General features: G+C 66.8%; 18 protein-coding genes. 8 read left to right on the forward strand and 10 right to left on the reverse strand.

The features are described 5' to 3' along the window. Positions 1 to 79: 79 nt before the first annotated feature. The 6 genes from AC1DS0_RS14510 to AC1DS0_RS14535 form a co-directional block, all read right to left on the reverse strand. On the reverse strand, positions 80 to 1,195 hold the full coding sequence (locus AC1DS0_RS14510; RefSeq protein ID WP_152012737.1) for a branched-chain amino acid ABC transporter substrate-binding protein: 1,116 nt from the start codon (positions 1,193 to 1,195) through the stop codon (positions 80 to 82). Between the two features lie 147 nt (positions 1,196 to 1,342). Next, on the reverse strand, positions 1,343 to 1,696 hold the full coding sequence (locus AC1DS0_RS14515) for a DUF6867 family protein (RefSeq protein WP_476815007.1): 354 nt from the start codon (positions 1,694 to 1,696) through the stop codon (positions 1,343 to 1,345). Positions 1,697 to 1,724: 28 nt separating this feature from the next. Then, positions 1,725 to 2,456, reverse strand: a complete 732-nt coding sequence (locus AC1DS0_RS14520; RefSeq protein WP_476815008.1) for an ABC transporter ATP-binding protein — start codon at positions 2,454 to 2,456, stop codon at positions 1,725 to 1,727. Next, positions 2,453 to 3,304: an ABC transporter ATP-binding protein gene (locus tag AC1DS0_RS14525; protein WP_476815009.1), complete on the reverse strand. Its 852-nt coding sequence runs from the start codon at positions 3,302 to 3,304 to the stop codon at positions 2,453 to 2,455. Before AC1DS0_RS14525 ends, AC1DS0_RS14520 begins: the two co-directional genes overlap by 4 nt. Beyond that, positions 3,304 to 4,686: a high-affinity branched-chain amino acid ABC transporter permease LivM gene (gene livM / locus AC1DS0_RS14530; protein ID WP_476815010.1), complete on the reverse strand. Its 1,383-nt coding sequence runs from the start codon at positions 4,684 to 4,686 to the stop codon at positions 3,304 to 3,306. The genes AC1DS0_RS14525 and livM overlap by 1 nt, the downstream gene beginning before the upstream one ends. A gap of 5 nt (positions 4,687 to 4,691) precedes the next feature. Then, entirely contained in the window at positions 4,692 to 5,609 is a 918-nt protein-coding gene (locus tag AC1DS0_RS14535) for a branched-chain amino acid ABC transporter permease (RefSeq protein WP_152012742.1), read from the reverse strand. A gap of 414 nt (positions 5,610 to 6,023) precedes the next feature. On the opposite strand from AC1DS0_RS14535, the gene AC1DS0_RS14540 reads away from it, so the two are divergent. The 4 genes from AC1DS0_RS14540 (at position 6,024) to AC1DS0_RS14555 (ending at position 12,995) form a co-directional block, all read left to right on the forward strand. Beyond that, on the forward strand, positions 6,024 to 7,166 hold the full coding sequence (locus AC1DS0_RS14540) for a dipeptidase (protein WP_476815011.1): 1,143 nt from the start codon (positions 6,024 to 6,026) through the stop codon (positions 7,164 to 7,166). Between the two features lie 134 nt (positions 7,167 to 7,300). After that, positions 7,301 to 9,814 carry a methyl-accepting chemotaxis protein gene (locus AC1DS0_RS14545; protein ID WP_476815012.1) on the forward strand — a complete coding sequence of 838 codons (2,514 nt, stop codon included), beginning with the start codon at positions 7,301 to 7,303 and terminating at the stop codon, positions 9,812 to 9,814. Between the two features lie 119 nt (positions 9,815 to 9,933). Continuing rightward, positions 9,934 to 12,117: a methyl-accepting chemotaxis protein gene (locus AC1DS0_RS14550; RefSeq protein WP_476815013.1), complete on the forward strand. Its 2,184-nt coding sequence runs from the start codon at positions 9,934 to 9,936 to the stop codon at positions 12,115 to 12,117. A gap of 77 nt (positions 12,118 to 12,194) precedes the next feature. Continuing rightward, positions 12,195 to 12,995 carry an RNA methyltransferase gene (locus AC1DS0_RS14555; protein WP_476815014.1) on the forward strand — a complete coding sequence of 267 codons (801 nt, stop codon included), beginning with the start codon at positions 12,195 to 12,197 and terminating at the stop codon, positions 12,993 to 12,995. Between the two features lie 70 nt (positions 12,996 to 13,065). Here the strand turns inward: AC1DS0_RS14555 and AC1DS0_RS14560 are convergent, their stop codons facing one another. Genes AC1DS0_RS14560 through AC1DS0_RS14570 form a run of 3 tightly spaced genes read right to left on the reverse strand, consistent with a single transcriptional unit; the run spans position 13,066 to position 15,795 of the window. Further along, entirely contained in the window at positions 13,066 to 14,082 is a 1,017-nt protein-coding gene (locus AC1DS0_RS14560) for an ABC transporter substrate-binding protein (RefSeq protein WP_476815015.1), read from the reverse strand. Between the two features lie 50 nt (positions 14,083 to 14,132). Beyond that, positions 14,133 to 14,999: an ABC transporter permease gene (locus AC1DS0_RS14565; RefSeq protein ID WP_454024124.1), complete on the reverse strand. Its 867-nt coding sequence runs from the start codon at positions 14,997 to 14,999 to the stop codon at positions 14,133 to 14,135. Between the two features lie 16 nt (positions 15,000 to 15,015). Further along, entirely contained in the window at positions 15,016 to 15,795 is a 780-nt protein-coding gene (locus AC1DS0_RS14570) for an ABC transporter ATP-binding protein (protein ID WP_476815016.1), read from the reverse strand. 102 nt (positions 15,796 to 15,897) lie between these two features. Between AC1DS0_RS14570 and AC1DS0_RS14575 the strand changes: the two genes are divergently transcribed. The 4 genes from AC1DS0_RS14575 to AC1DS0_RS14590 all read left to right on the forward strand — a co-directional run bounded on the left by AC1DS0_RS14575 (position 15,898) and on the right by AC1DS0_RS14590 (position 19,070). Further along, a complete protein-coding gene (locus AC1DS0_RS14575) occupies positions 15,898 to 16,563 on the forward strand; it encodes a response regulator (protein ID WP_476815017.1) in 666 nt (221 codons plus the stop codon). Continuing rightward, entirely contained in the window at positions 16,550 to 17,911 is a 1,362-nt protein-coding gene (locus AC1DS0_RS14580; RefSeq protein WP_476815018.1) for a sensor histidine kinase, read from the forward strand. The genes AC1DS0_RS14575 and AC1DS0_RS14580 overlap by 14 nt, the downstream gene beginning before the upstream one ends. A gap of 46 nt (positions 17,912 to 17,957) precedes the next feature. Beyond that, positions 17,958 to 18,317 carry a VOC family protein gene (locus AC1DS0_RS14585; protein WP_476815019.1) on the forward strand — a complete coding sequence of 120 codons (360 nt, stop codon included), beginning with the start codon at positions 17,958 to 17,960 and terminating at the stop codon, positions 18,315 to 18,317. A 114-nt stretch (positions 18,318 to 18,431) separates the two neighbouring features. Then, entirely contained in the window at positions 18,432 to 19,070 is a 639-nt protein-coding gene (locus AC1DS0_RS14590; RefSeq protein ID WP_476815020.1) for a LysE family translocator, read from the forward strand. Between the two features lie 60 nt (positions 19,071 to 19,130). Here AC1DS0_RS14590 and AC1DS0_RS14595 read toward each other — a convergent pair whose 3' ends face one another. Further along, a complete protein-coding gene (locus tag AC1DS0_RS14595) occupies positions 19,131 to 22,202 on the reverse strand; it encodes an autotransporter outer membrane beta-barrel domain-containing protein (RefSeq protein ID WP_476815021.1) in 3,072 nt (1,023 codons plus the stop codon). Positions 22,203 to 22,306 lie beyond the last annotated feature (104 nt).

Genomic DNA, 22,306 nt, shown 5'->3' on the forward strand with positions numbered 1-22,306 from the left:
CAGGGCAGCCTCAAAGAAAAACCCGCTCCGGATCGCTCCGGAGCGGGCTCGTCTCATGCCTTGCGGCGATCAGCGACGATCAGTTCTCGACGTAGCCGATCTTGCCGTCGGCACCCTTCTTCCAGGTGTAGACGGTGTAGTCCGGGCGGGTGATGTCGCCCTTCTTGTCGAAGCCGAGCTTGCCGATCACGGTATCGACCGGGGCAGCGCCGTGCAGCGCCGCAGCGATCTTCTTCGGATCGAGCGAGTTCGCACGCTTGGCACCTTCGGCCATGACCTGGACAGCGGCGTAGCTGTACAGGGTGTAGGCTTCCGGCTTGAACTTGCGGGCCTCGAACTTCTTCAGGACGGCAGCCGCCTCAGGACGCTTCTGCGGATCCGGCGGGAAGGTCATCAGCGTGCCTTCGACGCCCGGGCCGCCGATCGTGGCGAACTCGTCGGTGGTGATGCCGTCGCCCGAGATCAGCACGGTCTTCAGGCCCTGGTCGCGCATCTGGCGCACGATCAGGCCGCCTTCGGTGTGCAGGCCACCCCAGTAGAGGTAGTCGGCGCCCGTCGACTTCAGCTTCGAGATCAACGCCGAGAAATCCTTCTCGCCGGCGTTGACGCCTTCATAGAGCACGTCCTTGATGCCGGCCTTGGTCAGACCCTTGCGCGTCTCGTCGGCGAGGCCCTGGCCATAGGTCGTCTTGTCGTGGACGACGGCGATCTTCTTGCCCTTGAGGTTCTTGGCGATGTATTCCGCCGCCACCGAACCCTGCTGATCGTCACGGCCGCAGGTGCGGAACACGTTCCACAGGCCGCGCTCGGTGATCTTCGGGTTGGTCGCCGACGGGCTGATCATCAGGATGCCGTTCTCGGCGTAGACTTCCGACGCCGGCATGGTGACGCCGGAGTTGAAGTGGCCGAGCACCATCTTGACGCCGTCACCGACGAACTTGTTGGCGACGGAGACGCCCTGCTTCGGATCCGAGACGTCGTCGCCGACCACGACCTGGATCTTCTGGCCGAGGATGCCGCCGGCAGCGTTGATGTCTTCGGCAGCCTGTTCGGCCCCGTTCTTCAGCTGCGCGCCGAAGGCCGCATTCGGCCCCGTGATCGGGCCGCCGACGCCGAGCTTGATCTGTGCGTTCGCTACGCCGGAAAAGGCGAGGACCGCGCCAAGGGCAATACCGCCCAAGAGCAGCTTCTTCATGCGTTGTGACTCCCCTGTGAGTATATTACGGGTCGGCTTGGCCGTCCCGTCTCGGCGCGTGGTGCCACCGGAATGCGCAGTCTTGCGCTTTTTCGAGGTGCTGTCACGCGGCAAGCCCGGTGAACTTTGGTGGTGTTTTCGGCGGCGTCAGGAGCTCTCGCGAGCCCTCCAGCTGAAGGGTCCGGTGCGCTCGTAGAGCCAGCGATATTGCGTGGTCATCTGGCGCGCCCGGTTGTAACGCCAGCCGGCGAAGCTGAAGGCGAACAGCACCAGCGTGTCGACGATGTAGTAATGCGGCGTCAGCAGCGTCGCCTCGAACAGCGCGAAATGGATGAACCGGATCACCAGCCCGAGGATCAGTGTGTAGAAGACGAGCTGGAGTGGCGGGCGCCAGGTGATCGCCACCGCCCGGCCGGCCATCCAGGCGGCCCAGCCGCCCATCACTACCGTCACAAGCAGGAAGAGCCAGATGGTCGGCTCCTCATAGAGAATGCCCTGCATCATCGTGCTCCGTTCAAGCTCGCGGCGCTCAATGCCGCCCGCCTTCGAGATAGGCCGCCCGCACTTGCGGATTGGCGAGCAGCTCCTTGCCGGAGCCACTCATGGTGATGACGCCGTTGACCATGACATAGCCGCGATGGGCGAGCTTGAGCGCATGGAAGGCGTTCTGCTCGACCAGGAACACGGTCAGCCCCTGGCTGCGGTTGAGCTCCTTGATCGCCTCGAAGATCTGCTTGACGATCAGCGGCGCGAGACCCAGCGAAGGCTCGTCGAGCATCAGGAGCTTCGGCCGCGCCATCAGCGCGCGGGCGATCGCCACCATCTGCTGCTCGCCGCCCGAGAGCGTGCCGCCGCGCTGCTGCAGCCGCTCCTTCACGCGGGGAAAGAGCGTGCAGATCTTCTCGAGATCCTCGTCGAAATGCTGCATGCCGGCGACAGCCGCACCCATCTGCAGGTTCTCGAACACCGTCATGCGCGGGAAGATGCGGCGGCCTTCCGGCGATTGCGCGATGCCGAGGCGCGAAATCTGATGGCTCGGCATCTTGGTGATGTCGCGCCCCTCATAGGTGATGGTGCCTTCGCGCGCCTGCGGAGTGCCGAAGATCGTCATCATCAGCGTCGACTTGCCGGCGCCGTTGGCGCCGATCATGGTCACGATCTCGCCCTGGCGGACGTCGACGTCGACACCCTTCAGCGCGATGATCTTGCCGTAATAGGTCTTGACGCCGCGGACGGAGAGAAGCGCCCCTGCTTCGCTCATAGGCCGACCTCCGCTTCCACCGCCTCGACCTCTTCGTCGTCGACGCCGAGATAGGCCGCGATCACCTTCGGATCCGCCTGCACCTCGGCCGGCGTGCCGTCCGCGATCTTGGTGCCGTAGTCGAGCACCACGACATGATCAGAGATTTCCATCACCACCGACATGTCGTGTTCGATCAGCAGCAGCGCCGTGCCATGATCCTTGCGGATCGACAGGAGCAGATTGTTGAGGTCGAGACTCTCGCGCGGGTTGAGGCCTGCGGCCGGCTCGTCGAGGCAGAGCAGCACCGGATCGGTGCACATCGCCCGGGCGATCTCGAGGCGGCGCTGATCGCCATAGGGCAGATCGGCGGCCGGATCGTCGGCGCGATCGATCAGATTGATCTTCTCCAGCCAGAGCTTGGCCTTCTCGATCGCCTCCTTCTCGCGCGCCTTGTAGCCGCCGATGCCGAGCACGCCGAGGAAGGTGAAGCCCGAGGCGATCATCAGCGGGTTGTGCTGCGCGACCAGCAGGTTCTCCAGCACCGTCATGCCGCCGAACAGGCGGATGTTCTGGAAGGTGCGGGCGACCTTGGCCTTCCAGGCGATGCGGAAGTCCGGCATGCGCTCGAGCAGGTAGCTGTCTCCGCTGTCCTGCGTCAGCGTCATCATGCCTTCGGTCGGCTTGTAGAAGCCGGTGATGCAGTTGAACACCGTGGTCTTGCCGGCGCCGTTGGGACCGATCAGCGCCGTGATGTCGCCCTTGCGGGCCTCGAAGGAGAGGTCGTTGACGGCGGTCAGGCCGCCGAAGCGCATGGTGACATGCTCGACTTGCAGGAGAGGCTTTTGGAGAAGCGGCGTGGTCGTCATCAGCCGTGCCCCTCCTGAACCATATCGGCCGAGATCACCTTCTTCTCCTTGAGGAAGGCGGTCGGCTCGCGGGTCGAGATCAGCCCGCGCGGCTTCCAGATCATGATCACCACCATGGCGAAGCCGAAGATCAGCATGCGGTATTTGGTCGGGTCGAAATCGGGACCGAAGATCTGCTTCAGCCAGTCGAGTTCGCGCAGCAGCTCGGTGCCGCCGATCATCGCGATCGCGGCGATGGCGCAGCCCCAGAGCGAGCCCATGCCGCCGAGCACGACGATGGCGAGGATCACCGCCGATTCCATGAAGACGAAGGATTCAGGGGAGATGAAGCCCTGCCGCGCAGCGAAGAACGAGCCGGCGAAACCGCCGAACATGGCGCCGAGCGAGAAGGCCGTCAGCTTGGTATTGGTGGTGTTGATACCGAGCGAGCGGCAGGCGATCTCGTCCTCGCGCAGCGCCTCCCAGGCGCGCCCGACCGGCAGACGCCGCAGGCGCAGGCTGACATAGGCGGTCAGCAAGGCCATGCACAGGATGACGTAATAGAGGAAGATCGTTCGGTAGAGCGGCGAGAATTCCAACCCGAACACCGCCGCGAAGCCGTCATCTGCCGCCGTGAACGGTATGCCGAAGAAGCTCGGCCGCGGAATGCCGGAGATGCCGGCATAGCCGTTCGAGAAGTCCGTCCAGTTGATCAGGACGAGGCGGATGATCTCGCCGAAGGCCAGCGTCACGATGGCGAGGTAGTCACCGCGCAGACGCAGGACCGGAAAGCCCAGGATCATGCCCCAGAAGGCGGCGAGAATGCCGGCGAGCGGCAGCAGGATCCAGAAGGACAGGCCGAAATTCTTGGCCAGCAGCGCGTAGGAATAGGCGCCGACCGCGTAGAAGGCGACGTAGCCGAGATCGAGCAAGCCGGCGAGGCCGACGACGATGTTCAGCCCCCAGCCGAGCATCACGTAGATCAGGATCTGAACACCGAAATTGTCGATCCATTTCAGCGCCCCGCCCCAGCCCGCGAGGTTGATCGCGATGATCGGGAAGGTGAGCAGGAAGCCGAGGCCGAACAGCGAGAAGATCCGCGAATGGCGCTGGAAGAAGCCGATCGTGCCATGCGGCAGCAGCCGCACCGCCGGCTTGCCTTCGCCGCGCGTCTGCTGGCGCAGCGCCATCAGGAAGCGGCCGACGAAGATGATCGCCACGGCCCAGGCCACCGCATCCCAGCGCGGATCGAGCACGAGCTGGTTGTCGAGATTCTGGCGCGTGCCCCAGGCGATGATCGGGATGCACAGGCCGAAGGTGACCAGCGCCGCGAAGGCCGCCTCCTTCAATGCCTTCATCATGTCAGCCTGGCGCTTGGCCGGGGTCGATGCCTCTCCTGCCATGAGCTTCAGACCTTCTCGACTTCAGGCCGGCCGAGGATGCCGGAGGGCATGAACACGAGGACGACCGCGAGAATGCAGAAGGCGGCGACGTCCTTGTAGTCGATGGTGAAATAGGCCGACCACATCACCTCGATCAGGCCGATCAGCAGCCCGCCGAGCACCGCGCCGGGCAATGAGCCGATGCCGCCCAGCACTGCCGCGGTGAAGGCCTTGACGCCGGGCGTGAAGCCGTCGGCGAAGTTCACGACGCCGTAGAGCACGAGGTACATGACGCCGGCGACCGCCGCGAGCGCCGCTCCCATCACGAAGGTGATCGAGATCGTGCGATCGACGTCCACGCCGAGCAGCGAGGCCATCTTGCGATCCTGCTCGCAGGCGCGCTGGGCGCGGCCGAGCGGCGTCTTCTGCACCAGGTACCAGAAGGCCGCGAGCAGCACGATCGTGGTCACGATGATGACGATCTGCTTGTAGGAGATCGAGACCGGATAGGTCGCGCTGTCGATCAGCAAGATCGACTTGTTCAGCATCGGCGGGATCGGCTTGTTGCGCGGCCCCTGCACGACCTGGACGAAGTTCATCAGGAAGATCGACATGCCGATCGCCGAGATCAGCGGCGCGAGGCGGAACGAACCGCGCAGCGGCCTGTAGGCGACGCGCTCGATCGTCCAGTTCCACAGCGAGGTGAAGAACATCGCAAGGATCAGGACGAAGATCAGCGCCAGCACGATCAGACCGGCCCCGAACCAGGCCGAGATCAGCATGAAGAAGATCAATGCGATGAACGCCGACAGCATGAAGACGTCGCCATGGGCGAAGTTCACCATGCCAATGATGCCGAAGACCATCGTGTAGCCGATGGCGATGAGGCCGTAGATTGACCCCAGGGTCAGCCCGTTGATGAGCTGCTGGACGAATACTTCCATTGAACGACGCCTAACCCCTCGAATCAATTACCCGTTCTTTTTTGCGCGGTATGACACCGACGCATGCGGGATGCGATTACGGCGCAGAGCTACCAACCGTCTGCGCGCTCGACAATCACCCCGCGCCACATTTCTGTCAAAAGCAATCTGCGTCACATTGCATATGCAATAGGCAGCCAATGCTGCGGCTCTGCGCGCATTCGGCGCAAGATGATTGCTCGGCATGCAGTACACGATCCTGCGATATCGGGCCCTGCGGTCGCTGATGTCGCACCACCTGGACGCGAGATACCGGAATGGTGGCTTCGATCGCGTTCAAGGCATGCGCTTTTGGTCTCGCGCAGGGGGCCGAGCGCTGCCACGATCACCCTCCTCGCGAATCCCGCTCCCCGAATCCTGCTTCCCAGGTGCGCCATGGTCCTCGCCGCCGCTCCCGTCACCGATGCCGCCTATGACAAGGCGCTCGCTTTGCTCGACCGCGTCCCGCTGATCGACGGCCACAACGACCTTCCCTTTGTCGTGCGGCTCGACCGGACGGCGAAGGGCGATCTCGCCGCCTACGACCTTGGCAAGATCCATCCCGAGACCGACACCGACATCCCGCGCATGCAGGCCGGCAAGCTCGCCGGGCAGTTCTTCGCGGCCTATGTCCCGCCGAATCACCCCAAGCCCGCCGGCTTCGCGCTGGCGCAGATCGCGCTGATGCGCCAGATCTGGGAGCGCCATGCCGATGTCTTCAGGCCGGGCCTGTCGGCCGACGACGTCGAAGCCGCCCGGAAGGAAGGCCGCATCGCCCTGTTCATGACGATCGAGAACGGCTCGGCGCTCGACAACGAGCTCGATGCGCTCGACGCCTATTGGGACCTCGGCGTCCGGCTGATGACGCTCTGCCACAACGACACCCATGACTGGTGCGATTCGGCCACCGACGCGCCGCGCCACAACGGGCTCACCGCCTTCGGCAAAGAGGTGATCGGCCGGATGAACCGGCTCGGCATGGTGGTCGACCTCGCCCATGTCGCGCCCAAGGTGATGCACGACGTGCTCGACGTCAGCACGGCCCCGGTGGTCTGGTCGCACTCCAATGCCTTCTCGCTCTGCGACCACCCGCGCAATGTCCCGGACGACGTGCTCGATCGGGTCGCCAAGAACGATGGGCTGGTGATGGCGACCTTCGTGCCCGACTTCATCAGCCAGGCCTCGCGCGACTGGCACCGGCCGGCCAAGGACCAGTACGGCAAGACGCCGGAAGGGCTCGACTACCAGAAGGCCGAGGCCGAGATCGTCCGCACCGCCGGTCCCCGCCCCAAGGCGACGCTGGTGCAGTACTGCGACCATGTCGAATACCTCGCCGGGCGGATCAGCCATGATCATATCGGTATCGGCTCCGACTTCTTCGGCGGCCTCAATCCCGACGGGCTGGAGGATGCCTCGACCTTCCCGCGCGTGATCGCCGAGCTGATCCGGCGCGGCTGGTCGGACGAGAACCTCGCCAAGCTCGCCGGCGGCAACATGCTCAGGGTGATGCGCTCGGTCGCGAGCGCTGCCGCGCGCTGAGCGCGGCAATCGTCAAGGCGGAAATGAGGCAAAATTTTAAAGGTATGCTGCCAACGCTGCCGGACCCGACATTGCGAACGGGGGCGGAGCGCTAACTCCTCCCTGTCCGCGCCAGAACAGCCCGGACAGCGCCCGTGAATCTCTTCCCCGCTTCGATCAGGAACTACCTCGTCGCCACCATGGCATGCCTGTGCGTGCCCGGCCTCGGCGCGCTCGCCTTTCTCGCCGAGCAGGCCGTCGAGGACGTTCTGACCAGCAGGCGCCTCGTCGAGCTGGTCGCAGCCGACGAAGCCCTCCTCAACGCCGGCAACACGATCCGCTCCAATCGCGGCCAGGCCCAGACCGCGATCCAGGTCGCCGACGATCCCGCGCCGACGCTGAAGAAGATCGAGCAGGCCAATCGCGACGCGCTCGCCAGCGCCATGACCCTGCTGCGGAGCACCGATCTCGCCGACCGCAAGGGGCTCGCCGACGCGATCGACCAGAAGGAGAAGGCAACTACCGCCAAGCTGCCGGAGATCTATGCGGAGGCTGCCAAGCCGAAGGCGCAGCGCAGCCTTGCCGCGACGATGCCCTGGTACAATGGCGTCGGCGATATCGAGACCGCGATGACGACGGCCTCCGACGCGACCTCGACCGCGGTCCGCATGTCCGATCCGGCGCTCGCCGACCTGCAGAACTTCAAGGCGGCCGGCTGGCGCGTACGTTCGAGCTACGGCACGCAGTGCTCGGTGCTTCGTCCCGTCTTCGGCAGCAACAAGCCGATGGACGCGGCGCAGCTGCGCCGGCTCGGCGAAATGCGCGGCGCTTCCGACGCCAGCGTCGCGCAGCTGACCCAGCTCGCGGCGCGCCCGGGCGTCAACCCCGAGCTGGTGCGCAAGGTCGGCGCCATGAACAGCGAGGTCACCGCCGCCAACCGGCTGATGGACGAGCAGATCGGCCGCGTCGGCCAGGGCAGCAGCCCGGTCGTCGGCGCCGAGGAATGGACCAAGCAGTGCAACGGCCCGTTCAACACGATCCTCGCTGCCGTCGGCCAGTCCTTCGACGAGATGGAGAATGTGACGCAGGCGACGCTGACGCGGGCCTGGACCCGGCTCGCGATCACCGGCGGCCTCTTCCTCGCCTTGCTCGCCATCTGCGTCGTGAGCTGGCGCGGCGTGCAGCGCCGCATCACCCGGCCACTGGTCCAGCTGCAGACCGCACTGGCCGGCATGCAGGCCGGTGACTTCGCCCAGAAGATCCCGGCCCCGCCCTGCCCCGACGAGATTGGTACGCTGAGCGAGGCGCTAGAGGACTACCGCCAGAACGCGCTCGCACTCGAAACCAACCGGCGCGACCGCGAGGTCGCCATGCTCGCCGATGCCGAGCAGGCCGCCAAGGTCCGCACCCTCGTCGGCGAGGTCGCCGGGATCGTTGCGGCCGCCCGCGCCGGCGATTTCTCCGGCCAGGCCGAGGCCGGCGATGTCGACGGACCACTGCGCGAACTGGTCGAGGGCGTCAACGAGATCAACGCCGTCGTCGATGCCGCGACCACCGAGTTCGCCGATGCGATGCAGTCGCTCGCCGCCGGCGACCTGACCCACCGCGTGACGACCGGCTATCGCGGCCGCTTCGCCGCGCTGCAGGAGGCCATCAACCAGACCGCCGAGCGGCTCTCGACGACGATGCGGACGATCCAGGCCAACGCTTCCGATGTCGGCCTCTCGGCCCGCGAAATCTCGACCGGCGCCGATGACCTCTCCAAGCGCACCGAGGAGCAGGCCTCCTCGCTGGAGGAGAGCGCCGCGACGACCGAGGAGCTCGCCGCTTCCGTCAAGGCGTCCGCCCAGGCCTCGCAGCAGGCGGTCCGCCAGGCCGGCCAGGCCATGCAGGTCGCCCAGGATGGCGGTGTGATCGCCGGCGAGGCCGTCGCGGCCATGGCCCGGATCGAGGGCGCCTCGAAGAAGATCTCCGAGATCGTCTCGGTCATCGACGGCATCGCCTTCCAGACCAATCTGCTCGCGCTCAATGCCGCGGTCGAAGCTGCCCGCGCCGGCGATGCCGGCAAGGGTTTTGCCGTGGTCGCCTCCGAGGTGCGCACACTCGCGCAGCGCTCGGGCGAGGCGGCCAAGGACATTTCGGGGCTGATCTCCTCCTCGAACACCGAGGTCGAGGCGGGCGTGAAGCTGGTCAAGCAGGCCGGCGATGCCCTGACCCGCATCGTCGAGGCCTCGCGCGGCGTCCAGACCACCATCTCCGAGGTCGCGACCGCCTCGAGCGAACAGGCCAATGGCATCGAGGAGATGAGCCAGACCGTCGCGCATATGGACGAGATGACCCAGGCCAATGCTGCACTCGCCGAACAGAGCGCCGCCTCGGCCAACGCGCTCGCCGGCAAGATCGCCGAGCTCAATGCGCTGGTCGCGACGTTCAGGACCGGCGACGAGCTCGCGCCGATCGCCCGCTCGCCGCTCCCGGCCGCCGCGCACACACGGGCGCCGCTGCGCACCACGGAGCTGGCGGCGATCGCGACCGGCCCGGGCGCAGAGCCGCAGCGGCTGCGCAAGCTCGCCGCGGCGCTCTCCGACCAGCAGAAGGCGCCGCGCCAGGCTCCCGCCCGCAAGCACGCCAATGCCCGCTCGGACGAGTCCGGCTGGGAAGAGTTCTAGGACACACAGGCCGCCACAAAAAAGCGGGCACAGCCTCGAGGCTGTGCCCGCTTTTCGTTTAGCGGAACATTAAGCCTGTTTTGCCATGCTTTCGCCCGATCTCGACAGGTGTGAGGGCCATGGCGTTGTCTACCGAACAATCGCGCTCGGCCGCATCACGCCTGACGATCCAGCTCCGGATCGCGCTGGTCAGCGTCGTCTTCGTCCTCGGCCTCGTGCTGATCGGCATGGCATCCTGGACCGGCAGTGGCCGCCTCACCGCAGCTTTCGAGGATCACAAGGCCTATTCCGCCCTCGCCGCCCGTTCGCGCGAGGTCCGCGCCGCCAGTTTTGCGCTGAAGGCCTTGAGCCGCGATGTCCGTTTTCGCCAGGAAGCCACTGATCTCAAGGACTTCGGCACCGGTCTTGAATCACTGAAGGAGGCGATCGCGCGCCTCGGCAACGCCAATGGCGCCGAGCGCGTGCGCGACAGCATCGCCGCACTCGACGCGCCGATGAAGGCGATCGAAGCCGACTTCAAGGCGATCAGCGCGATGCAGCTCGCCCTCCGTTCGGCCGCTCCGGAAGGCCTCGCCGCCAAGCTGGAAGACGCCGCAGAGGCGCTGGAGACCAAGGTGCGCTCCAACAGCATGGGCTCTGATTCGGCCGACCTCGCGCGTCTCCCCGGCATCCTCGCGGCCCTGCGCCGGATCGATGCCGCCTATCGCCTTTCCCTCGACGAGAGCCTGCTCGGGCAATGGGAGGTCGAGCAGGGTCGCTTCGAGCGTGCGCTTGGCCGCCAGGGCGTTCCCGCCGAGGCCAAGGCCGAGATCGAGCCGGCCTTCAAGGCCTATGCCGAGGTCGTCCCTGGCTGGAGCAAGGCGGAGAAGGACTTCATGCTCGCCGGCGAGAAACTCTCCGGCGAATTCGATCTGATCGCCCCGCCGCTGCAAGAGCTCGAAACCCGTCTTTCTACGGAGGAGGCGCAGGCCGGCGCCCGCCTCGCCGAGGCCCAGAGCTGGACCCAGATGATCATCCTGGGGACGATCGCGGCCGCGCTCGTGCTCGGCCTGATCGCCGCCTTCCTCGTCGGCCGCACCACCGCGCTCCCGCTGCGCCGCCTGCGCGACGCCATGCTGAAGCTCGCCGCCGGCGACTACGAGGTCGCCATCGCCGGCCTGTCGCGCCGCGACGAGATCGGCCAGATGGCGCAGGCCGTGCAGGTCTTCAAGGACAACGGCCTCGCCGTGCAGCGGCTCGAGGCCGAGACCAGCGAGGGCCGGGCCGCAGCCGAGCGCCAGAACCTCGCCATCGCCCGCCAGCGTGAGGAGGCCGCCGCGGAGCAAGGCTCCAGGCTCTCCGAGCAGCGCGAGGTCGTCGCCCTCCTGGCCGATGCGCTCGCCCGCCTCTCGCAGGGCGACCTCACCGTGCGGATCGAGGATGCGGTCGCGCTCGACTACGAGACGCTGAAGCAGGACTTCAACAGCGCCATCGAGCGCCTCGCCGCCACCGTCGACGCGATCAAGGCGACCTCGGTCGAGGTCGCGACCGCCGGCCGCGAGATCACCAGCGGCGCCGACGATCTCTCCAAGCGCACCGAGGAACAGGCGTCTTCGCTGGAAGAAAGCGCCGCCACGACCGAGGAACTCGCCGCCTCGGTCAAGGCTGCGGCCGACGCCTCGCGCCAAGCCGCGAAACTCTCGCATGAAGCGAGCGGAATCGCCCGCAAGGGTGGTGCCATCGTCGACGATGCAGTCCAGGCGATGAGCCGGATCGAGGACGCCTCGAAGAAGATCTCCGACATCACCGCGGTCATCGACGAGATCGCCTTCCAGACCAACCTGCTGGCGCTGAACGCTGCCGTCGAGGCCGCCCGCGCCGGCGATGCCGGCAAGGGCTTCGCCGTCGTCGCCAGCGAGGTCCGCACCCTCGCCCAGCGCTCGGCGGAAGCCGCCAAGAGCATCTCGGGGCTGATCAAGGCCTCGAACACGCAGGTCGGCGACGGCGTCGAGCTGGTGCGCTCGGCCGGCGCCGTGCTCAGCCAGATCGTCGAGGCCTCGCAGCGCGTCGCAACCACCGTAACCGAGGTCTCCTCGGCCTCGTCCGAGCAGGCCAGCGGCATCGATGAGATGAGCCAGACCATCGCCCATATGGACGAGATGACTCAGCAAAATGCCGCCCTCGCCGAGCAGAGCGCCGCCTCTGCGACCGCCCTGGCGCAGCAGATCGAGCGGCTGAACGGGCTGGTCGCGGCGTTCAGGACGCATGACGGCGGCCAGGCCGGCCACATGGTCGATCTCCGGCACGAGCGCCGCCGCGCCTGATCGAAGCGAGGCGGTTGACGGGAGCGGCACAGCCGGCGCATGGCTGCGCCCTCTTTCAGGACGCAAGCCTTCATCACATGACCGGTTCCGGCACCGACCGCACCCGCCCGTCCATCGCGGGACAGGCCCCCATCGTCATCCTCGTCGAACCGCAGCTCGCCGAGAACATCGGCATGTGCGCGCGCGCCATGGCGAATTTCGGCCTGACCGAACTGCGTCTGGTGGCGCCGCGCGATGGCTGGCCGAGCGGCGGAGGCCTCAAGAAGGGCGCGACGGCGGCCGCGTCCGGCGCCACCCATATCCTCGACAACGCCCGGCTCTTTCCCGATGCCGCCGCGGCGATCGCCGACCTCAACCATGTGCTGGCGACGACGGCGCGCGAGCGCGGCCAGATGAAGCGCGTCTTCACCCCGGCCGAGGCGATGCCGAATCTCTCGGAGCGCATCGCCTCGGATGAGCGCGTCGGCATTCTGTTCGGGCGCGAGCGCATCGGGCTGACCAATGAGGAGATCAGCTTCGCCGACGCGATCCTGACCTTCCCGGTCAATCCGGCGTTCGCCTCGCTCAACCTGGCGCAGGCGGTGCTGCTCTGCGGTTACGAATGGCTGAAGGCGAGTGGCGGCGAGCCGCCCTTCCGCGAGAACAACCCCTCGCCGCCGGCAAGCCGGGCCACCGTCCTCTCGATGTTCGACTATCTCGAGGGTGAGCTCGAGCGCTGCGGCTTCTTTCCGCCCGGCAAGAAGCCGGTCATGACTGCCAATCTGCGCGACATCCTGCACCGGCTGGACATGACCGAGCAGGAGGCCCGTACCCTGCGCGGCGTCTTCAAGTCGTTGGCCGAGGGGCCGAGAGCCGGGCGCAGCGAACCGAAGGCCTGAGGATCTCCAGATAAAAACGCCGCCGCATAACCTGCGGCGGCGCTTTGCAATTGTCAGCTCGCGAAGGGCCTCAGCTTCCCGAGCGCCCGGCGAGCTGCGGCACGAACATGTCGCTCCACTTGGTCGGCTTGACCTTGATCGAGCCGGCCTTGTGCATGAACTCGGTGAACTTCATCACGCCTTCGGGCGTCGCCGTGAAGCGCGCATCCTTGTCCTCGATCATCTCCTGGACCTCGGCCGCGTCGACCTTGACCTTCGAGCTCCGGGCGAAGATCTCGGCCGCGAGCTTCTTGTCCTTGGCGATCAGGGCGGTGGCGTCGTCCATCGCGTCGATGAAGGCCTGCGTCATCTTCGGATTGGCGTCGACGAACTTCTTCGGCGCGAAGGTGACGTCGAGCGTCAGGTTGCCGAGATAGTCGACCGAGTTGAGCACCCGGTGGATGCCGGGGCTCTTCGCCTCGATGTACTGGAAGGGCGGCGAGGTGAAATGCGCCTTGATCTCGGTCTTGCCGCCGATCAGCGCCGCCAGCGCCTCCGGATGCGGCAGGCTCACCGTCATCGGGTCCATCTTGGCATAAGCGGCATCGCCGAATTCCTTGGCCGCGATCATCTGCAGCACCACCGCGGCGAGCGAGGTCTTGATCCCCGGCAGTGCGATCTTGTCGGTCGTGGTGAAGTCCTTCAGCGCCTTCAGCTCCGGCTTGTTCGACATCAGCCAGAGCGAGGTCGAGCTCATGCCGGAGACGCCGACGACCTCGACGCCCGGAATGCCCTTGGCCTTGGCCCAGAGCGTGACGAAGCCCGGCGCGCCGGTGCCGGCGAAATCGAGCGTACCGGCCATCATCGCGTCGTTGATGACGTTGCCGCCGTCGAGCATCAGCCAGTTGACCTTGACGTCGCCGAGCCCGGCCGCCTTGGCGCGCTTCTCCAGGAACTGCTGATCCTGCATCACGATCAGCGGCAGATAGAGGATGCCGAAGCCCTTGGAGATGCGGACCTCGCTGACCTCGGCCCGGGCCGGGGCGATGAAGGCGGCGCCGAGCGCCAGGGCCGCGATCGCGGCGCGAAGACAGGTCTTGATCGTCATTGGGGTCTCTCCCTTAGAATTTTGGCCGTTCGGCCTTCTGATGCGGATAGTTAGTGCTGCATGCCCCAGCGGCGGATGGTCTTGCGCTCGATGGTGGCGAAGATGATGTTTTCGACGAACAGGCCGATCAGGATCACCGTGAACAGGCCGGCGAAGACGTTCGCAGTCTCGAGCTGGTTGCGGTTCTCGAAGATGAACCAGCCGAGGCCGCCGGAGCCCGAGGACACGCCGAAGACCAGCTCGGCCGCGATCAGCGTGCGCCAGGCGAAGGCCCAGCCGACTTTGAGGCCGGTCAGGATCGCCGGGAATGCCGCCGGGATCAGGATGAGGCGGACCAGCTTCAGGCCGCGCAACCCGTAGTTCTGGCCGACCATGCGTAGCGTGTTCGAAACCGAACGGAAGCCGGCATGGGTGTTGAGCGCGATCGCCCACAGCACCGAATGCACCAGCACGAAGATGATGCTGCCGGTGCCGAGCCCGAACCAGATCAGCGCCAGCGGCAGCAGTGCGATCGCCGGCAACGGGTTGAACATCGAGGTCAGCGTCTCCAGCAGGTCGGCGCCGATGCGCGAGCCGATCGCCAGCGTGGTCAGAAGCGCGGCGAGGCCGATGCCGATGCCGTAGCCGATGACGAGCGTCTGCAGCGAGACCAGCATGCGCTGGGGGATGACGCCGTTGACGATGTTGCCGACGAACGCCTCGACCGTCTGGCCGAAGGTCGGGAACAGCAGGGGATTGCCGAGCCAGCGGCCATAGAGTTCCCAGGCAAGCGCGAGCACGGCGAGGATGAAAGCCTTGCGGACGAAGCCGAGGCGATAGATCCGCTCGGCGAGGCCGATCGATTTGGCCACCACGGGCGCGTCGCTCGAATGGACTTCGCGGATGATTTCGGGGCGGAAGCTGACGAGATCGGTCATGACGGTCACCTCCGGCTCAATGATGAGCGAACAGCATGTCGTTGATGCGGGTTTCGAGCTCGGCCTGCTTGCCGGTGCCCAATTCCTCGGGCGGCACGCTGTTGAGCTCGGCCTTGACCTCGCCGGGATGCGGCGAGAGCAGCAGGATGCGGGTGCCGATCCGGATCGCCTCCTCGATCGAATGGGTGACGAAGAGCACGGTGAACTGCGTGTCGTCCCAGAGCCGCAGCAATTCGTCCTGCATCTTGCGGCGGGTCAGCGCGTCGAGCGCCGCGAAGGGCTCGTCCATCAGCAGCACGTCGGGCTCCATCGCCATGCCGCGGGCGATCGCGACGCGCTGCTTCATGCCGCCCGACAGCATATGCGGATAGCTGTCGATGAACTTGGCGAGGCCGACCTTCTCGATATAGGAGCGCGCCCGCTCCTCGGCCTCGGCCTCACTCGCCCGGCCCGAGGCCGTCAGCGCGAAGACGACGTTCTCGCGCACCGTCTTCCACGGCAGCAGCTGGTCGAACTCCTGGAACACCATCATCCGGTCCGGGCCGGGGCCGGTGACCGCGCGCCCTTTCAGGGAAATCTCTCCCTCCACCGGCGAAAGATATCCGCCGATCGCCTTGAGCAGGGTCGACTTGCCGCAGCCGGAGGGGCCGAGCAGGACGAAACGGTCGGACGGGTAGACGTCGAACGAGACCTGCCGCGTCGCGGTGACCACGACGTCCGGCGTCTTGTATTGCAGCGTCACGCCCTCGACGGAGAGGAGCGGTGTCGCGGATGCGGCATCGAACGGGGCTAGCATGAACCCTCCCTTGCTTCGTTTCCCAGCGCACTTATGGGCGCTTGCCGGATGGGATAGCCTGCTCCGCTGACACCAACCTGACTCAAGGACCGGAGCCCGCGTTTGCGCATCCTCGTCGTCGAAGACACCGCCGACATCGCCGAAGCCGTCGTGATGCGGCTGGAAAAGATCGGCCACGCCGTCGACTGGGAGCAGGACGGCCAGACCGCAGCGGAGCTGATCACGGTGCAGGCCTATGACCTCATCATCCTCGACCTCACTTTGCCCGGCCAGGACGGGCTCGCGATCCTGAAGGGCATGCGGGCCCGCAAGCTCAAGACGCCGGTGCTGGTGCTCACCGCCCGCTCGCATGTCGACGAGCGCATCGGTGCCCTCGACCTCGGCGCCGACGACTATCTGATCAAGCCCTTCGACTATGGCGAGCTCGAAGCGCGGGCACGGGCGCTGCTGCGGCGTAGCGCGGGGCAATCCGACAACCTCCTGCGCGTCGGCCCGCTGGTCATCGATCGCGCCGGCCGCATCGCCAGCATCGGCGACCGCCCGCTCAACCTGACGCGACGCGAGCTCACCGTGCTGGAGATCCTCGCCGCTCGCCCCGAACGCATCGTGCCGAAGGAGGAGCTGGTCGAGCAGCTCTTCAATTTCGAGCAGGAGGCGAGCCCGAACGCCGTCGAGCAGTTCGTGGCGCGGCTGCGGCGCAAGCTCGCCGACGCGCCGATCGAGATCCGCACCTTGCGCGGGCTGGGCTACCAACTTGCCGCTCTCTGACCTGCGCCTCTCGCTGCGGGCCCGCATCATCGCCGTGCTCTCGGCGGTGCTGGCGGGCGGGGCCGTGGCGCTCGGCCTGATCGCCTGGCATTCCGCCGGGCTCGCGGCGCAGCAGGCCTATGACCGGCTCCTTTCCGGCGGCGCCGTCCAGATTGCCGAGAACGTCTACCTCCAGGGCAGCGTGCTGACGCTCGACCCGCCGGCCTCGGCGATCGCGACGCTCTCCGATTACGACCTCGTCTTCTACAAGGTCGTCGATCCCCGCGGCATCGTCGTCGCCGGCTATGACGATCTCCAGTCGCGGGCGACCTGGGAGGCGACGCGCAGCGGCGTCGTGCTGGAGGATGGCATCTATCAGGGCCATCCGGTCCGCATCGCGACGCTGTCGCGCCGCTTCGACGATCCGCTCGCCGGCGGCTGGGCCACCATCGTCGTCGCGCAGACCATGCAGGCACGCGTATCGCTGGCGCGCGACCTGACCTTCAAGGCGCTCGGCGTCATCGCGATCATGAGCGCGCTCGCGCTGCTGGCGACGGGCTTCGCCGTCCGGCTCGCGCTGAAGCCTCTTGCCCGCATCGAGCAGGAGATCGCGAGGCGCGCCCCAGACGATCTCAGCCCGATCAAGGCTGAGCCGCCGGTCGAGGTCCGCAACCTCGTCGAGGCGATCGACGGCTTCATGCGCCGCCTCTCCGACCGCGTCGCGCTGATGCAGCGCTTCATCGCCGACGCCGCCCACCAGATCCGCACGCCGCTGGCCGCGCTCGACGCGCAGGTCGAGATCCTCTCGGCGACCGCGCCGTCGCGGCGCAAGGCCGAGACGATCACACGCGTCCGCGAGCGCACCACCGAGCTCGGCCGGCTGACCGGCCAGCTCCTCGACCACGCCATGGTGATCCACCGCGCCGATGCGGCGGCGCTTGCCCCGGTCGACCTCAATGCGCTGGCCAAGACCGTGCTCAGCACCGCGGTACCGCTGTCGCTGCCGCGCGAGGTCGACATCAGCTTCGAACCGGCGGTACCGGCGCCGATCATCCCCGGCGACGCCGTCAGCCTGCGCGAAGCGCTCGGCAACCTGATCGATAACGCCCTCGCCCACGGCGCCCATAGCCGCCTCCTCGTCAAGGTCGGCGCCAACGAGACACATGTCTGGATCGAGGTCGCCGACGATGGCGACGGCTTCAGTGGTTCGCTGGCGGAGCTGGCCCAGCCCTTCGCCAAAGGCGCGAACTCACATGGCTCAGGTCTCGGCCTCGCCATCGCGGCGGAGGTGGCGCGGGCACACAAGGGCGAGCTTGCTTTGGCGCGCGAGGATGGGATGACGCGGATCAGGCTCGTCCTCGGCGGCTGAACCGCAAGGCGAACCCCGCAGGCGCCGCGAGGTCGGGAGAGACGACATGATTCTCGAACTGCATCACATCCAGCTGGCGATGCCCGAGGGCCGGGAAGAGGACGCACGGGCCTTCTACTGCGACGTCCTCGGCTTGCGCGAGATCGACAAGCCCGAAGCACTACGCTCGCGTGGCGGTGCCTGGTTCGAGAGCAGAACCATCAAGGTCCATCTCGGCGTCGAGACGCCGTTCTCGCCGGCAAAGAAGGCACATCCGGCATTCCGGGTGGAGAGCCTGGAGCAGACGATCGCCACGCTACGACTGAATGGCCTCGCAGTCCGGCCCGATGTCGATCTGCCGGGCATCAGGCGAATCTATGTCGACGATCCCTTCGGAAATCGCATCGAGTTCCTCGAGCTGGTGTAGCGGAGTGCCTTCGTTCCCATTGCGGATCCCGGCCTTTGACCAGAGAGTGTCTTTTTCCCGATCGGCCTGCCCGTCTGCGCAAGGCCGTCGAACCGGAGATGACGAGAGGCAGCCATGCATGAGCTTGCAATCCTGATTTCGATCCTCGGCGTATTCCTGCTCGGCGCGATCAGCCCCGGTCCGAGCTTCGTCGTGGTCTCGCGCATCGCCATCTCGCGATCGCGCATGGATGGCGTGATGGCCGCCATCGGCATGGGAATCGGCGGCTTCGTCTTCGCAACCGTCGCGGTCGCGGGGCTGACGGCGATCCTGTTGCAGGTCGAATGGCTCAACATCGCGCTCAGGCTGGCTGGCGGGGCCTATCTTCTATGGCTCGGCATCAATATCTGGCGTGCAGCTCCCGAGCCGCTGGAGGTCGCCGAAATGACAGGCGAGCGACCGAGCACGCTATGGACTTCGCTGCTGCGGGCGTTGTTCGTCCAGCTTTCCAACCCCAAGACGGCGATTTTCTATGCGTCGATGTTCGCCGCGCTGCTGCCGTCGCCGACGCCGTCCTGGATGTATTTTGCCCTGCCCCCGATGCTCTTCCTGATCGAGTTCGGCTGGTACACGGTGGTGGCTGTCGGGTTCTCGTCCCGCACGCCACGCGCAGCCTATCTCCGCTCCAAGGTCTGGATCGACCGTGCAGCCGGCGCGGTGGTCGGAGCCCTGGGCGCCAAGCTGATGGCGGACAGCGTACGCTCGGTCGCGTGAGCCTCGCCCACGCCGAGGTTCCACTAGCTTCGGCGGTCTTTCGTGTTGCTCCCCCGCCGATCAGAACCTCATCGCGAGGTTCGCCTTGAAGGCGTGGTCCTGAGCGTCGTTGGCGAGCTGGGCGGTGTAGGAGGCGCCGAGGCTGACGTTCGGGCCGAGCCCGAGGTCGAGCCCGGCCTCGACCAGGGCGGCGTCCCGCGCGATCGGCAGGCCGGCGATGGCGAACGGGTTGCTGCCGGCAAAAGCGAGCGTCGTCTTCGGATCGACATCGCCGAAGGCATGGCGCCAGCCGAGCCCACCGCGCAGGGTCAGGTCCATGCCGGAGAGACGGGTCGTCGTTGCGGCGCGCAGGCCGAGCGTGGTGTAGCCGAGGCCGGTATCGTCGCCGGTGCCGGATAGCGCGGCTGAGCTCCCACCACGTTCGGTGAAGCGGTCGCTGCGCAGCACGACATAGGCCAGGCCCGCGAAGGGTTCGAGCGCAACCTGGCCCAAAGCGGTCTGGCCGAGATCGAGGCGATAGCCGAGCTCGCCGAAGGCCTGCGCCGTGCCGGCATCGTAGTCGGCGCGCAAGGTATCGCCGAGGCCGGCCGAGACGATGCTGCGGCGGGTCGAGAGGTCGTGCCACGTGTAGCTCAGGCCGGTACGCAGGCCGAGCGCCCCCCATTGCCCGCCGCCATAGAGGCCGAGATGGTAGTTGTCGCTCTCGCCGGAGGAGAGCCGCCCGTTGACGTCGAACTTGCTGTGGCTGAAGCCGGCGACGACGCCGAGGCGCAGGCTGTCGAAGACAGCGGCGTCGGCGCCGACCAGCAGGCCGCCGGTCGAACGCGAGAGGCTCGCGGCATTGCCGTCGCTGCGCGTGCGGCCCCAGGAGCCATAGCCTTGGCCCCAGACGGCAAAGCGCTCGGCCGAAGGCGGCTTCGGCATCGGCCCCTTCACCGCCGGAGCGAGGTCGGCAGTGAAGCCGTAAGACAGCGTCGCCATCGGGGCGGCGCCGACCGCACCGAAGGCCGAGCGCAAGCGGTCGTTCACCGCCGAGCGCACATGCCAGCTCTCGTCGACCAGCATGGTGCGGGCCGAAGCATGGATCTCGCCGGCGAGCTGGCGGAGCGCGCCCTGGCCCGCCTCGACCGTCGGCTGGTTGTAGACGCCGGTCTGGACGGCATTGCCGGTCGGCAGGCTGTCGATCGCCTGGCCGACCGCCTGCTCATTGCCGGTACCGCCGATGTTGCCGGCCGTCGCGGTCTGGACCACCGTCAGATAGGCATTGGTCGCGTCGCTGCTGTTGCGCAAAGTGAGGAAGGCCGTCAGGGCCAGATCGCCGCTATAGCTGCCGGTCAGTCCAGCCGAGGTCAGGATGGTGTAGCGCTGGCCGGCGACATAGGTCGCGCCGGTGGTATTCACCACCGAGACCGTCGCGCCATTGGCGAGCGTCGCCGTCCCCTTCACGTCGATCCGGTCGGAGGTCGCGCTGCCCGGATCGATCTCGACCTCGTAGACCGCGCCGGCATTCTGGACATAGGCGCCGTTGACGGTGAGCGTGCCGATCGAGTTGCCCGGTGTGATCCTGGCACCCGAAGCCAGCGTCAGCGCCCCGACCGTACCCGATCCGCCGAGCCGCGCGCCCGACCCAACCGTCACCGCCGAGCCGGCAAGCGAGCCGTTCACCACCAGCGCGCCCTCGCTGATCGTCGTCGCCCCGGTGAAGCCGGAGCTATCGCCGGTCACGTTCAGCGTGGCGCTGCCGGTCTTGGTCAGCGCGCCCGAGCCGGTGACGGCGCCCGACCAGGTCAGGTCGGCATTGGTTTCGATTGTACCGCCGCCGGCATTGACCGTTGCGGTGCGGGTCATGGCGAAGTTCGCCGTGGTCTGCAGTGTGCCGCCGTCGAAAACGAGGCCGCTCTCCGTCGCGCCGAGGCTACCGTCGCTGGCGATCGACAAGGTACCGCCGACCAGCCGCCACGGCGTCACCGCAGTGGTCGCCCCCGTCAGCGTCCAGGTGCTGCTGCCGGTCTTCTCGAAGCGGTCGAAGCCCTGGTACTGCGCCGTCGCGCCGATCGACGAGGCGTCGAAGCTGGAATCCGTTGTACCACCAAGGCGCAGAACGTCGTTGGTTCCTGCAGAGCTGGCGTGCACGTTGCCGATGATCTGCGAGCCGGCCTGAAGCTCGAGGATGAGATTAACCCCGGCTGCCTGGTTGGACATTGAGATCGCGCTGGCCGCGCCAGCGCCGGCCCGGATCGTGCCGCTGTTGATGATCGAGATCGTCGATGGAAAATTGCTGTTCGTAATGGCGGCCGCGCCATTGCCGCCTTCGAGGACGCCGGTGCCGAGATTGTAGATCGTCACTGGAGTAGCGGAGGCGCCGCGGCCGACGATCGCCGCCTCGCCTGGGCCTGCGACGGCCGACCCGCCGCGGATCGTGCCGTAATTGGTGATGGTCGCCGCCTTGCTGGTCGTGCTCACGTACACGCCCGCGCCGGTATGCCCGCCCGCCGTGCTGTTGCCGCCCTGGATGACACCGCTGGCGTTGTTGATCAGCGTCGCGCCGGTGTTGAGGATGTTGACGCCGGAGCCATTGTTGCCGAGGCCCGAGCCCGTCCCGGTGCCGCCGCTGACCGTGCCGTTGTTGACGAAGGTCACGACATTGAGGAGCGAGACGCCGAGGCCTCCGGAAGCGGCAGCCCCGCCGCTGATCGAGCCATTGTTGACGACCTGCCCGGAGCTGGCGCCGACCGTCGTGATGCCGCTGTTGACAACCAGGCCGGAGCTCCCGGTCCCGCCGACGAAGGTGCCGGAAATGATCAGCGAACCGCTCGGAAAATTGCCGTTGACGGTGATGCTGCTGGCTCCGGCTCCCGACAGGACGAACCCTTGCGTGTCGATCGTCAGCGACTTGGTGGGCGTTGCCAGATTGGGCGCGGTTGTGACCGTGAAACTCTGGGTGAAGACGATCGTCGAGCTTGCATCGGGGCTCGCATTCGCCGCGGCGATCGCGTCGCGCAGCTCTGTTTCGTTGCCGACGAGATAGGTCGCGGCCGGGGCCGCCGAGTTGGCCAAGCCCAGCGCCAAAGCAGCGAGGCTGACGGTGCGGAGAAATTGTCCTGCTGCGAAACCCTTCGAACCAGCGCGCATGCGTTCCCCCGGTAGCCAGCGCCGCCTGAAACGATTCAAGCGGCGTACAACCATGACTAGAGTCGGTCCGCTAAGGGAATGTTAAGACCTGAGGCAAAAACCGT

The sequence above is a fragment of the Allobosea sp. P4_H5 genome, from assembly GCF_056400825.1.